Raw genomic sequence first — 12,384 nt, forward strand, 5'->3', positions numbered from 1 at the left:
ACCGGTCAGGTGGTGGGGTACGGGGGTCTGTGTCTGGATGATCGTTCGGCGTCGACGGCGAATTTCAATCCGGTGCAGGTGTACACGTGCAACGGGACGGCGGCGCAGCAGTGGACGGTGGGTTCGGACGGGACGTTGCGGGTGCTGGGCAAGTGTCTGGACGTGAACGGTGGTGGGACCGCTGACGGGACGGCGGTGGATCTGTACGACTGCAACGGGACGGGTGCGCAGGTGTGGCAGCCGCAGTCGAACGGGTCGTTGCTGAACCCGCAGTCGGGCAGGTGTCTGGACGACACGAACTGGTCGACCACGCCGGGCACGCAGTCCCAGATCTGGGCCTGCTCCGGCAATGCCAACCAGCAGTGGACCCTCCCGAGCTGAGACGGTCGCACGGGAACGCGAAACGCCGCGCCGTCACGGATGTCCGTGACGGCGCGGCGCTGCGTTCAAAGGCTCAGGCTCAGGCGCTCAGTTGCGGTAGCGGTAGAGGATCCGGCCGCGGGTGAGGTCGTACGGGCTGAGCTCCACGAGCACGCGGTCGAACGGAAGAATCTTGATGTAGTTCTTCCGGATCTTCCCGCTGATGTGCGCGAGCACGTGGTGCCCGTTCTGGAGCTCCACCTTGAAGTTGGCGTTGCGAAGGCATTCGAGGACGGTGCCCTCGATCTCGAGGCCCTTCGGTGTGCGTGCCAATGTCTCTCGATTCATAGGTCGGTGATGGGTGTGACAGGAAAGCATCGGCCGGGTGGCCGGGTCAGGGGCGCACCAGTTCCAGGTTGCCGCCGGCACGCCGGGCTCCGGCGCGTTCGACGAGGGCGAGCGCGGCCGGGTTGGCCTCGTGCACCTCGGCCCAGGCCGAGGCGGAACCGGCGCGGTGCAGCGCGCCGAGTGCGTGGGCGAGCAGGGCCCGGCCGAGGCCCTGTCCGCGCTGGTCGGCCCGGACGGCGACGAGCCCGATCCGCGGCCGGCGCGGGACCGGTGCCACGCGGACGAAGCCGAGGTACTCGCCGGCCCGGGTCGCGACGGCGTACCTGGTCGGGTCGAGCACCGTCACGCCGTCGGGGAGGGGAACGACCTCGGCCGGCATCACGTGCCAGCCGACGGTGGCCGAGATCTCGTCGCGCACGACGCGGTCCAGCGCCCGCAGCGGCCCTTCCTGGGCCTGACCCGCGGGGAGGATCTCGATGCCCGGCGGCAGCAGGTCCGGGTCGAGCCCGGTGACGGCGGGGTCGGTCGGCAGGACGTACTCACCCTCGCGTCGGCCGACGGTGAACCCGGCGCGCTGCCAGGCGGCGACGAGCTCGTCGTCCGTCTCGTCGACCACCGTGTGGACGGGCCCGCCCAGGTCAGCGGCTGCGGTGGCCGCGAGGCGGTCGAAGACCGCGGCGTGCCAGGCGTCGACGCTGAGGAAGAGCCTGCCGTCCGGCCGACGGCTCACGTCGGCGCCGCCGACGACGGTGTCGCCCTGCGTGGCCTGCCAGTGGTTCTCCTCGATCCTGGTGACCGCCATGGCGGGCTCGTCCAGCGTCGGGGAAGCAGCAGAGGGAGGGGTGAAGCGGGAAGCGTTCATAGGAATCGCCCTTTCAGGAGTGCCTGAGGTCGAGGCGCTCCTGGCGACACCTGCTTCAATCGCCCGCCGTGAGGAAAAGGGGGAGCACCCACGTGCGTACTGCCTTCATGGGACTCACCTCCTGGTGCTCGATCACGGTCTCCACCACGGTACCAAGTCCGGCGGGGGTGTCCAAACGATTTACGCGCGGGCGGCCGACGCCTCCATCTCCTGCATCCGCCGTTCCAGACCGGCGAGCTCCCAGCGCAGTTGCTGCGTGTAGGCCGGACGCAGGTAGAAGATCTCGCCCCGCAGATGGGCGGCGCGGGCCTTCAGTCGGGCCATTTCGGGGGTGACGGGGAACTGGGAACGTCGGCGGAGGATGGTTGACAAGCGCATCCGATCAGACTAAACACCCCGTTTGTCCCGATCTTCACCGGGGTGGGGCTGTCGACCGACGGCGCCCGATGATCGCCATCCGGACCGACGTTGACGATCCGCCAGCTCCCTCGGTAGCGTCCACGGCCATGCAGCGGCACCGGATCACCCTGACGAAGCGCGGTCACATCGACCTGCTGCGCGTCTGTTCCGCTGCCTGTCGTCCGTGCTGAGGACGATCTCTCCGAAGTTCCCCTGAGTCCCCCGCCGGTGTGCTGACGCCTCCGGCCTCGGGGCTCCTCCTCGCGCGCGCTCCTCCCCCGCCCCGGCTCCTGCACGCTCCCGCGTGCGGCGCCCGGGCGGTCCTCGACGTGCGCTTCGTCACCCTGCCCTGCCCGCGCAGGTCCCTCGAAGGAGCACCATGCCCAAGATCGTCACGCCTCTCGCACTCGCCACGGCCACCGCCGTCGCGTTCCTGGCCGCGCTGCCGACCGGCGCCGCCGCGTCCGGGACCGCGGCCCCCGCACCGCTTCCGGGGCTGACCGTCCTGACCGACGAGCCCGGCGCGAACCGCGGCGACCTGTTCGTCTCGCCGAACTCCACCACCGCCCGCTACGGCAGCGGCGTCGAGATCCTCAGCCCGGACGGCCGCAGGGTCGTCTGGTCCCACGCCGTGCCCACCGGCCAGGAGGCCGCCGACTTCCGCAAGCAGACCTACCGGGGGCGGCCGGTGCTGACCTGGTGGCAGGGGACGGGCCTCGGCGGGCTCGCCGACGGCGTCGACTACATCTACGACGCCCACTACCGCCGCATCGCCACCGTCCGCGCCGGGCACGGCCTCGCCGCCGACGGCCACGAGTTCGTGATCACCCCGTGGAACACCGCGCTCGTCCTGGCCTACACCGAGCGCACCGCGGACCTGTCCGCCATCGGCGGTCCGCGGAACCAGAAGGTGCTCGACGGAGTCGTGCAGGAGATCGACATCCGTACCGGCAAGGTCCTGTTCGAGTGGAACAGCGCCGACCACGTGCCCTACGCGCAGAGCGAGCAGCCGCTGCCGGCCTCCGCCGCCACACCCTGGGACTGGTTCCACATCAACGCCGTCAAGCTCGACGGCGAGGGACGCCTGCTGGTCGACGCCCGCAACACCTGGACGGCGTACGAGATCTCCCGTAGCAGCGGACGGATCCTGTGGCAGCTCGGCGGCAAGGCGAGCACCTTCAAGCCCGTCGCCGCAGCCGGACAGAAGCTCGACAGCGCCGAGCGGCTCTTCGCCTGGCAGCACGATCCCGAGCCGCTGGGTGACGGGCGCTACACGTTCTTCGACAACGAGGCGGCCGGCCAGGCGAACACCGGCTCCGGCGCCGTCGCCGAGCTGCCCTACAGTCGCGCCGTCACCGTCCGGCTCGACGTCCGCAGGCACACCGCGACCCTGGAGGCGGCCCGCAACCAGCCCGAGGGCCTGAGCGCCACCTCGCAGGGCGACGCGCAGCCGCTGCACGACGGGAACCTCCTGGTCGGCTGGGGCTCGCTCCCCTACCTGTCGGAGTTCGGCCGCAACGGGTCGCTGCTCTTCAACGCCGCGTTCCCGGCCGGGGTGAACAGCTACCGCGTCTACCGCTTCGACTGGAACTGACCGTCCCGCCGGGCACGGGGCGCCCGGGGAAGCGGTCGGCGTGGGACCCGGTCCCACGCCGACCGAGCACCCTCACCGCACTCGGGCACGGAGCCCTGCCGGACGACGCGGGCGCTGGTGCGCGCTGGTCGGCAACATCACGACCGCGTCGTCACCGCCGATCTCGGCCTGGATGATGCCGGTGTCGTCGCGGTAGACGGGACGGCCGTTCGGTCCGATGGCGCTGGTCGCGTGCACGGCCACCGTGTCGTCCTGCCCGTCCTCGCGGGAGAAGACCAGGTCGTAGCTGCGGTCGGCGTCGAAGGTCATCCCAGGCTCCTCGGGTCGTGTCGGGTCGTCGGGTCGGTGGTCGGGTCGGTGGTCGAGGCGGTGGTCGGGTCGGCCGTCGGGTCGGTGGTCGGGTCGGTGGTCGGGGCGGTGGTGGCGGCGAGGACGGTGATGTCGTCGCGGTCCCAGTCGACACCGTGTCGGCGTACGGCCTCCAACAGGGCTTCGACGGCCGCCGCCGGGTTCAGGTCGCGGCCCGACAGGCCGTGCAGCGCGTCGAGGACGCGCTCGTCGCCGAGCTCGCTGCCGTCGGTGGTGCGTCCTTCGGTGAGGCCGTCCGTGGCGAGCACGAGCAGGTCCCCGGGGGTGAAGGCGGTGGACGCCGTGCGCCAGGTGTCGTCGGTGGGGCGAAGGAAGGGGTGGATCAGCGGCCCGGTCGGGGCGAGGCGCTCGACGGTGCCGTCCGCGCGCAGCAGGTATGGCTCCTCGTGACCGGCGTTGAGCCAGGTCAGAGTGGCCGTCGCCGGGTCCAGTACGGCCAGGACGAGTGTGGTGAAGCGCTCGTCCTCGTGGGCGAGGGCGCCCCACGTGGTGTGGGCGGCCCGGACGGGATCGAGGCCGGCGCGGAACGCGGCCTGGGCGGCGCACTTGAGCTGGGCCGCGAGCAGACCGGCCTCGACCCCGTGGCCGGAGACGTCGCCGACGAGCAATGCGGTGCGGCCGCCGGGGAGCGGGAGGGTGCCGAGGTAGTCCCCGGCTATCAGGCCCTCGGCCGCCATCAGCCGGCCACCGACGACGACGCCGGGGCCGGGGTCCTCGCGGCTGGTGAGGATCCGGTGGATCCCGGTCGCGGCGGGTCCGTGCTGGGCCAGGGCGGCCTGGTCGCGGCCGGACTGCCACTGCATCTGCGCGAGGCGCATCCGGGTCCGGTCGGCCTCGCGGGCCAGCCGGGTGAACAGACCGCCGCGGTCGGTCGGGGCGGTGGCAGGGCCGGGCGGCACGCCGGCGGCCGCGTCGCGCAGCTGGGCCTCGATCCGGGCCATGGGAGCCAGCACGCGGGAGGAGATCAGCGCCGTACCGGCGACCACGGCGAGCACGGCCGCCAGGCACATGCCGAACACGTAGAGCAGCAGCGTGGTGGCACCGTTCTCGGCCTCGCTCTGGGCCGAGCGGACGGTGCCGTTCAGCAGGTTCTGGACCTGGTCCGCCCGGGACTGGACGGCGAGGAATCCCGTGCCGTCGCCCGGATCGCCGACGCCGGGCCCGGTGGCACCGGCTGCGACCCCCGCCATGGCGGGGTCGCCCGCGGTGACGGCCGCACTGCAGCGGGAGGCCGAGCCCGGGAGCAGGGCGGCCGCGACGGAACGCTCCACCGTCTGCGAGAGCTCCAGCACGGCGAGCTCGAGCCCCTGCGAGTCCGACACCAGGGTGTGCAGGCGCGGCAGCGCGGCGTCGAGGCGCCGGCGCGCCTCCTGCTGCACGGCCTGGTCGCCCGGCGGGTGGATGAGGCAGTCCGCCTGGACCTCGTCGACGGCGTCGCGCACCTGCGCAAGGGTGGCCTGGGCGGGTTCCCAGCGCTCGGTCAGCTGCACCACCGTGCGCTCGTGGTCGCGGTGGACGAACCAGCCGCCGAGGGCGATGCCGGCGGTCAGTGCGGAGGCGAGGGCCCCGACGACCGCGACCAGGAGCCGCGTCGAGGGTCGGGAGCCGGAGAGCCGGGGAGTCGAGGCTCGGGGAGTCGAAGGTTGGGAGGATCTCTGCGGGTTCACCGGCTTCTCGCCTTTCTCCCCGCCCTGCGCCGAGGCGCGACCGAGCGGTCCGCGCATGCCTCGTTGCATCGTCTGCTCACCCCGGCCCCAGCACTGCTCAAAAGTGGAACAGGCTCTCTCAATAGAGTAACTCTATTTTTGGCCGAACGGCCAACAACGCGGCCGGGCGCGCACGAAACGGAGCAGGTCAGGCCGGTGCGAGCAGGCCCTCGCCGCCGTACGCGGCGCGCAGCCGGACGAAGCCGTCCCGCAGGATCGCGTCGATCCCGATGAGCACCCGCTCGACGGGCGTCCCGTCCGCGAGCCGCTCGTGCCGCTCCCGAAAGGCCGCCGAGACGACGGCCGAGACCAGTGACGCGAAGACCTCGACCTGCACCGGCCGGTCCGCGACCCGCGGCCCCAGCGCGGCGACGAGCGACTGCCGCCGCTCACGGTCCATCACCAGGTGGGCGTCGCACAGCGCCGGGCTCGCCAGCAGGATCCGCGCATAGGTCCGGGCATGGTCCAGCATCGCCTCGTCCAGCCCGTCGCGGGTCGCCCGCCGGAAGAAGGGCTCCAGGGCGTCCAGCAGCGACACAGTGGTGGTGCCGACGGCCACGACGTCCGCCAGGCCGTCGTTCATGGCCTGCCCACGCTCGAAGAAGATCTCCTCCTTGGTGCGGAAGTGGGTGAACAGCGTGGCGGGCGCCACCTCGGCGCGGGCCGCGATGTCGGTGGTCCGCACCTCGTCGAAGCCCCGCTCGGCGAAGAGGAAGAACGCCGCGTCGGCGATCGCTCGCCGCGTCCGCGCCCGCTTGCCTTCCCTCAGCCCGGCGTTCATACGCCAAGCCTAGGTCGACAGGGTGCGACGATCGGGGGTTCCTCCTGCCGATCACCGCCGTTGCCGCGCACGATAGGCGTAACGAGGAGTGCGCGCATGGGTCACCGCGCGGGTCACAGTGAACGGAGAGACGTGAGCGCGATGGGGACGGCGGAGCAGCAGTCACGGGAGCCCCGGAAGATCGACCCGGAGCGGCTGGACCGCGTGCTGCGGGCCGCCGTCGCGGCCGGTCTGGTGGGCGGCGAGCAGGTGGCGGCCGGTTTCGTCGACGTCGACGGCCTGCTGCGGTCCGTCGCCGACCTGCGCGGCGCCTTCGCGACGGACGGCGTGGGCGGACGCGCCGAGGTGCTGCACACCTTCGCGGCGAAGGCCTGCGCGCTGGTGCCGGTGCTGAGGCTGCTGGCCGCGACGGGCCTGGGATGCGAGGTGGCGAGCGCGGGAGAGCTCGCGCTCGCGCTGGCCGCCGGATTCCCGACCGGGCGGATCGTGCTGGACTCCCCCGCCAAGACCGAGGCCGAGCTGGCGCAGGCGCTGGCCCTCGGCGTCGCGGTGAACGCGGACAACCTGGACGAGGTGGCGCGCATCGCCGCGCTGCGCGGCGACACGGGCGGCTCCGTGCTCGGACTGCGGATCAACCCGCAGGTCGGCGCCGGCTCGATCGCTGCGATGAGTACCGCCTCGCAGCACGCCAAGTTCGGCGAGCCGCTGCGCGACCCGGGCGCGCGCGAACGGATCACCGCCGCCTTCGCCCGCCACCCCTGGCTGACCCGGCTCCACGTCCACGTCGGCTCGCAGGGCTGTCCGTTGGAGCTCATCGCGGCCGGGGTCCGGGCGGTGCACGAGCTGGCGGAGGAGATCAACGAGCGGGCCGGACGGCGCCAGGTCACCAGCATCGACCTCGGCGGCGGACTGACCGTCAACTTCGAGGGCGACGAGATCCGACCCTCGCACCGCGCCTACGCGGACCACCTGCGCGCCGCCGTCCCGGGCCTGTTCGACGGCGGCTACGCGCTGGTGACCGAGTTCGGCCGCTCACTCGTCGCCAAGAACGGCTTCACGGCCGCGGTGGCGGAGTACACCAAACAGGTCGGCGGGCGCCGGGTGGCCCTCACCCACGCGGGCGCACACCTGGCGACGCGCACCGTCCTCATGCCCGACGCCTGGCCGCTGCGGATCTCCGTGCACCGGCCCGACGGCAGCCGCCGCGTCCCCGGACCGGACGACCCACCCGTCGTCCAGGACGTCGCCGGACCGCTCTGCTTCGCCGGGGACGTGGTCGCCCACGAGCGGCCCCTGCCCGCGATCGGGCCGGGCGACCTGGTCGTGCTGCACGACACCGGCGGCTACTACACGTCCGCGCCCTGGGGGTACAACAGCGTGGCCCGTCCCGCGATCCACGGCTTCACCACCGCACCGGACGGAGAGGTGCGGTTCGCGCTCGTACGGGCCCGGCAGAGCGTCGAGCAGGTCGTGGCCGAGAGCGGCGGGGCGCACGCGGACTCCCTCCTGGGCCTCGGCGACGCCCGGGGAGGGGCTTGACCGGGCCTGGGCTCTCGCGGCCGGGCAGGGCGGACGATAGCCTTCCCTACCGACCGGTAACCCTCTCTGATCCCGCGAGGCACCACGATGACCGACCGCAGGCCCGCCCCGTCCGCCACCTCGCTCGCCGTACTGCTCGCCGTGGCCGGCGCCACGCACTTCGTCGCACCCGCACCGTTCGACGCGATCGTGCCGCGGGCGCTCCCGGGCCGGGCGCGCACCTGGACCTACCTGAGCGGCGCCGCGGAGCTCGCCGTCGCCGCGACGCTCGCCAACCCCCGCACCCGCCGGACCGGTGGCCGCCTCGCGGCCGGCCTCTTCCTGGCCGTCCTGCCCGCGAACGTGCAGATGGCCCTCGACTGGCAGGACAAGGCCCCGGCCCTGCGCGCCGCCGCCTGGGCCCGCGTGCCGCTCCAGGCCCCGCTGATCGCCCGCTCCCTGCGGATCGCCCGGGGCTGAGACCGGGCCTGAGCGGGGCCGCACTCAGGGCTGACTGCGGGCAGGGATGCTCGAAATCACCTCCCGGTACCCGGTCGCGCCGCGTAGGGTCCGCTCATGGACTGGAGCGCCTGGCACGAGCAGTACGACGTGGCCGACTCGACCCTGGCCCGCCGCCTCAGGGCCGTTCAGGAGCACGTGCGGCAGGCCCTCGACGGCGCTCCCGCCGGCGAGTTGAACGTGGTCAGCCTCTGCGCCGGCGAGGGCAGGGACCTGCTGGAGGTCCTGGCGGACCACCCCCGCCGCGACGACGTGCGGGCCCTGCTCGTGGAGCTGGACCCGCGCAACGCGGCCGTCGCGCGCCGGGCGGCGGCGAGCGCCGGCCTGCACCGGGTCGAGGTGGTGACCGGCGACGCCTCCCTGCTCGACCACTACGCGACCCTGGTGCCCGCCCATCTCGTGCTGGCCTGCGGCATCTTCGGCAACATCACCGCGGCGGACATCGAGCGCACCGTCGCCGCCTGCGACCAGCTCTGCCGCTCCGACGGCACCGTCATCTGGACCCGCCACCGCGAGGCGCCCGACCTGGTCCCGCAGATCTGCGCCTGGTTCGAGGAGCGCGGCTTCGAGCTGCGCTGGCTCTCCCCCGCGGACGCGGGCTTCGGCGTGGGCGTGCAACGTTTCACCGGCACCCAGCAGCCGCTGCAGCGCGGAGTCCGCCTCTTCGAGTTCGTCGGCTACGACGTGCTCCGTGGCGACAGGCCCGGCTGACGACGTCTACCGTCCGCGCTGCGCGAGGCCTCGCACCTGCTCGGCCGAAAGACGGCGGCACTCCCACAGCAGCGCGGCGGTGTCCGTCGTCGCCGGGGTCGGGGGCGGTGGTGGCTGTCGCATCGCCACGCCGGTGACGGCGGCCAGTTCGCCCGCGTCGAGTCCCAGGACGGCGGCGAAGTCCGTCACCAGACGGGACGTCAGGTTCTTGCGGCCCGATCCGATCACACCGTAGGTCGACGCGGACAGGTACGTGGGGGTGGTGACGGCCAGGACGCGGGCCATCCCGCTCCAGCTCAGGTTGCGGTACTGCAGCATCCGGACGGGCCAGGATCCGGGGCCGTCGAAGAGCGGCGCGACGCGCCGTGGGGCGAAGGCCGAGCGGCGGTCCTGCTGCGGCAGGGCGCGGGCCTGCTCCAACAGGTCGCGGCGCTGCGCGGCCGGCAGTCGCCAGGCATCCGAGATCAGCCCGTCGACCCAGCGCTCCGCCTCGGGGTCCAGGGGTGTGAGGTCCTCCGGCACCGGATGCCCGGCGAGGACGACGAGGTCGACCGTGTGCAGTCCGAGCGCGGGCGCGAGCCTGCGCAGCAGCGTCTGCGTCGGCGGGGTTCCGAGGAGCACGGCGTCGAGCTCGTCGGCCGGCACGGCGGCGCGGTCGGCGAGCTCGTGCGCGGCCAGGCCGCGGTGGTTCAGGAGACGTGCGAGGACCGTTCCGCATCCCGGATGCTCCTTCATGCCCGGCAGGGTAGCGCTGTCCGGGCGGGCTCGCCGGGTCTTCAGGAACCCCCGCCTGCGACCGCGCGTACGGCCGGCCGGCGCTGCGCGAGCACCCCCACCGACGCGCCTACCAGGACCAGTGCGGCGCCCAGCAGTTGGAGGGCCGTCAGGGCACTGCCGGGCAGCAGGGCCGCCGCGGCGACGATGCTCACCACCGGCTCCAGCATGCTGCCGAGCGACGCCTTGGTCGGCCCGAGCAGCGCCATGCCCGCGAAGAAGCACAGGATCGCCACCACTGTCGAGCCCAGCGCCACGCACACCACCGGCACCCAGCCCGCCTCCCGGAACCCGAAGGACAGCTGTCCGCGCACCGCGCCGTAGCCGAGGAACGACAGCGCCGCGAAGAGCGAGACCAGGCCGGTGAGCGCCACCGGCGGCAGGCCGCCGGCGCCGAGCCGGTCGCCGTAGAGGATGTAGACCGTGTAGACCACGGCCGCACCGACGGCCTCACCGATGCCCACCGCGCTCAGCCCGCCGCCCAGCCGGCCGAGGGCCAGGGCCACCCCGCAGAGCGTCACCACGACCGAGCCGACGACCGCGGCCGTCGGCCGCTCCTTGCCGATCGCCGCCGCGCCGCAGGCGACCAACGCCGGGTAGACGTAGAGGATCAACGCCGCCAGGGCCGGCGAGATGTGGCGGACGGCGGAGAAGTAGAGCGTCGACTGCGCGGCGTAGAGCACGCCGCCCAGCAGTGCCACCCGCAGCAGGTCGCCCCGGGTCACCCGGAGGCCGCCGCGGCGGCGGGCGTACCACCAGGCGCAGGGCAGGAAGAGTGCGGCCGCGATTGCGAAGCGCAGGAAGAGCAGTGTGGGCACGGTGAGCCCGTCCCCGTAGGCGTGCACGGCGAAAACGGGCATCAGCCCGAAGCCCGTCGCCGACAGGCCGACCAATCCGAACCCGCGCACGGCGCCCCCTCCCCGGACCGACGACGGCCGACATCCTACGAATCTCGTCCGTCATCGAACAACCGGTTAACGGGGCCGCTGGTCGTAGGCGTCGCGCGCCTCCTGGACGGCTTCCATCCGCCGGTGGGTCCACTCGGCCAGGTCGCGGACGCGTTCCGCCGCCTCGCGGCCCAGGTCGGTCAGGGAGTAGTCCACCCGCGGCGGGATCACCGGCTTGGCGTCGCGGTGGACGAGGCCGTCGCGCTCCAGGGTCTGCAGGGTCTGGATCAGCATCTTCTCGCTCACCCGGCCGATCGCCCGGCGCAGCTCACCGAAGCGGTAGGGGCGCTCCATGAGCTCGATCAGCACCAGGACGCCCCAGCGGCTGGTGACGTGTTCCAGGACGAGGCGGTAGGGGCAGAGCTGCTCGCTCATGCCGCTGGCGGCGCGGTACTTCGGGGCGAGCGGTGGGGTACTTACGGCCATGCCAGTACCTTACTTCAAAGACAGTACTTTCCAACAGAGAGTGCCACTCCTACGGTGGGTGTCACCGCACCCCACCAGGAGATCCAGGAGATCGCAGACCATGAGCATCGTCGTCACCGGAGCCACCGGACACCTCGGCCGCCACGTCGTGGACCAGCTGCTGAAGGAGGTTCCGGCCGAGCAGGTCACCGCCGTCGTGCGCGACGCCGCCAGGGCCGCCGACCTCGCCGCACTCGGCGTGCGGATCGCCGTCGCCGACTACGACGCGCCCGAGAGCTTCGACGGAGTCCTCGCCGCCGGGGACAGGGTGCTGCTGATCTCCGGCAGCGAGATCGGCGCGGATCGCGTCGCCCAGCACCGGGTCGTCATCGACGCCGCGAAGGCGGCGGGTGTCGCGCTGCTGGCCTACACCAGCGCGCCGGGCCGCCTGAAGGCCGCCCTCGCCGACGACCACCGCGGCACCGAGGAGGCACTGCTCGCCTCCGGCGTGCCCTACGTGCTGCTGCGCAACGGCTGGTACCACGAGAACTACACCGAGCGGCTCGACCCGGTCCTCGCGCACAGCGCGGTCGTCGGCGCCGCGGGCGAGGGCCGGATCTCCTCCGCCTCGCGCGCCGACTACGCGGCCGCCGCCGTCGCGGTGCTGACCGGTGCGGGCCACGAGAACCGGACCTACGAGCTGGGCGGCGACACCGCGTGGAGCCTGGCCGAGTACGCGGCCGAGCTCACCCGGCAGACCGGCACCGAGATCGTCTACAGCGAGGTCTCCGACGAGGCCCTGACCGGCATCCTGACCGGTGCCGGGCTGCCGGAGCCGATCGCGGTGATCCTGGCGGGTGTCGACGCCTCCATCGCCCGCGGCGAGCTGGTCGTCGACTCCGGCGACCTCTCCCGCCTCACCGGCCGCCCGACCTCCACGCTCGCCGACGCGATCACCGCTGCCCTGAAGAACTGACGCGGCCCTGAAGAACCGCGGGCCGACCCCGCGGACGCCGCGCCACCGTACCGCCGTGTCAGCGCGCAGAACCGGTGGCGCGGTGGTGTGGCCAGGGAACTCCGAGTTGTTGGCC

General features: G+C 73.0%; 15 protein-coding genes. 6 read left to right on the plus strand and 9 right to left on the minus strand.

Annotation, left to right across the window (positions count from 1 at the left end):
* Window positions 1-381 (plus strand): ricin-type beta-trefoil lectin domain protein (locus BMY61_RS37925; protein ID WP_143094718.1); only part of this gene is annotated, 381 nt, incomplete at its 5' end.
* An 87-nt stretch (window positions 382-468) separates the two neighbouring features.
* Here BMY61_RS37925 and infA read toward each other — a convergent pair.
* From infA to BMY61_RS45610, 3 genes are all read right to left on the minus strand, one after another.
* Entirely contained in the window at window positions 469-708 is a 240-nt protein-coding gene (gene infA / locus BMY61_RS37930; protein WP_174514530.1) for a translation initiation factor IF-1, read from the minus strand.
* 46 nt (window positions 709-754) lie between these two features.
* Window positions 755-1,570 carry a GNAT family N-acetyltransferase gene (locus BMY61_RS37935; protein WP_042452764.1) on the minus strand — a complete coding sequence of 272 codons (816 nt, stop codon included), beginning with the start codon at window positions 1,568-1,570 and terminating at the stop codon, window positions 755-757.
* 180 nt (window positions 1,571-1,750) lie between these two features.
* The gene (locus BMY61_RS45610; protein WP_143094719.1) at window positions 1,751-1,948 is read right to left on the minus strand and encodes a hypothetical protein; all 198 of its coding nucleotides are present in this window, start codon (window positions 1,946-1,948) and stop codon (window positions 1,751-1,753) included.
* Window positions 1,949-2,348: 400 nt separating this feature from the next.
* Between BMY61_RS45610 and BMY61_RS37940 the strand changes: the two genes are divergently transcribed.
* Window positions 2,349-3,563 (plus strand): arylsulfotransferase family protein, encoded by a 1,215-nt coding sequence (locus BMY61_RS37940; RefSeq protein WP_042452762.1) that lies wholly within the window; start codon window positions 2,349-2,351, stop codon window positions 3,561-3,563.
* 72 nt (window positions 3,564-3,635) lie between these two features.
* Here the strand turns inward: BMY61_RS37940 and BMY61_RS45615 are convergent, their stop codons facing one another.
* The 3 genes from BMY61_RS45615 to BMY61_RS37955 all read right to left on the minus strand — a co-directional run bounded on the left by BMY61_RS45615 (window position 3,636) and on the right by BMY61_RS37955 (window position 6,419).
* The gene (locus tag BMY61_RS45615) at window positions 3,636-3,872 is read right to left on the minus strand and encodes a DUF6296 family protein (protein ID WP_042452760.1); all 237 of its coding nucleotides are present in this window, start codon (window positions 3,870-3,872) and stop codon (window positions 3,636-3,638) included.
* On the minus strand, window positions 3,869-5,656 hold the full coding sequence (locus tag BMY61_RS37950; protein WP_042452757.1) for a PP2C family protein-serine/threonine phosphatase: 1,788 nt from the start codon (window positions 5,654-5,656) through the stop codon (window positions 3,869-3,871). Before BMY61_RS37950 ends, BMY61_RS45615 begins: the two co-directional genes overlap by 4 nt.
* A 130-nt stretch (window positions 5,657-5,786) precedes the next feature.
* Window positions 5,787-6,419 carry a TetR/AcrR family transcriptional regulator gene (locus tag BMY61_RS37955; protein ID WP_052439023.1) on the minus strand — a complete coding sequence of 211 codons (633 nt, stop codon included), beginning with the start codon at window positions 6,417-6,419 and terminating at the stop codon, window positions 5,787-5,789.
* Between the two features lie 141 nt (window positions 6,420-6,560).
* On the opposite strand from BMY61_RS37955, the gene BMY61_RS37960 reads away from it, so the two are divergent.
* From BMY61_RS37960 to BMY61_RS37970, 3 genes are all read left to right on the plus strand, one after another.
* Complete coding sequence (locus BMY61_RS37960; RefSeq protein WP_042452755.1) at window positions 6,561-7,958, plus strand: type III PLP-dependent enzyme domain-containing protein; 1,398 nt, start codon at window positions 6,561-6,563, stop codon at window positions 7,956-7,958.
* An 87-nt stretch (window positions 7,959-8,045) separates the two neighbouring features.
* Entirely contained in the window at window positions 8,046-8,417 is a 372-nt protein-coding gene (locus tag BMY61_RS37965) for a DoxX family protein (RefSeq protein ID WP_042452754.1), read from the plus strand.
* 96 nt (window positions 8,418-8,513) lie between these two features.
* Window positions 8,514-9,167 (plus strand): class I SAM-dependent methyltransferase family protein, encoded by a 654-nt coding sequence (locus tag BMY61_RS37970; protein ID WP_042452752.1) that lies wholly within the window; start codon window positions 8,514-8,516, stop codon window positions 9,165-9,167.
* 6 nt (window positions 9,168-9,173) lie between these two features.
* On the opposite strand, the gene BMY61_RS37975 is transcribed toward BMY61_RS37970, so the two are convergent.
* The 3 genes from BMY61_RS37975 to BMY61_RS37985 form a co-directional block, all read right to left on the minus strand.
* Complete coding sequence (locus tag BMY61_RS37975; RefSeq protein ID WP_042452751.1) at window positions 9,174-9,902, minus strand: hypothetical protein; 729 nt, start codon at window positions 9,900-9,902, stop codon at window positions 9,174-9,176.
* 41 nt (window positions 9,903-9,943) lie between these two features.
* Window positions 9,944-10,849 (minus strand): DMT family transporter, encoded by a 906-nt coding sequence (locus tag BMY61_RS37980; RefSeq protein WP_052439022.1) that lies wholly within the window; start codon window positions 10,847-10,849, stop codon window positions 9,944-9,946.
* A gap of 66 nt (window positions 10,850-10,915) precedes the next feature.
* Window positions 10,916-11,314 (minus strand): winged helix-turn-helix transcriptional regulator, encoded by a 399-nt coding sequence (locus tag BMY61_RS37985; protein WP_042452749.1) that lies wholly within the window; start codon window positions 11,312-11,314, stop codon window positions 10,916-10,918.
* A 100-nt stretch (window positions 11,315-11,414) separates the two neighbouring features.
* Here BMY61_RS37985 and BMY61_RS37990 point away from each other — a divergent pair, with 100 nt between their 5' ends.
* A complete protein-coding gene (locus BMY61_RS37990; RefSeq protein ID WP_042452748.1) occupies window positions 11,415-12,269 on the plus strand; it encodes an NAD(P)H-binding protein in 855 nt (284 codons plus the stop codon).
* The last annotated feature ends 115 nt before the right edge of the window (window positions 12,270-12,384 follow it).

It is taken from the genome of Streptacidiphilus jiangxiensis, from assembly GCF_900109465.1.
Classification (GTDB): domain Bacteria; phylum Actinomycetota; class Actinomycetes; order Streptomycetales; family Streptomycetaceae; genus Streptacidiphilus; species Streptacidiphilus jiangxiensis.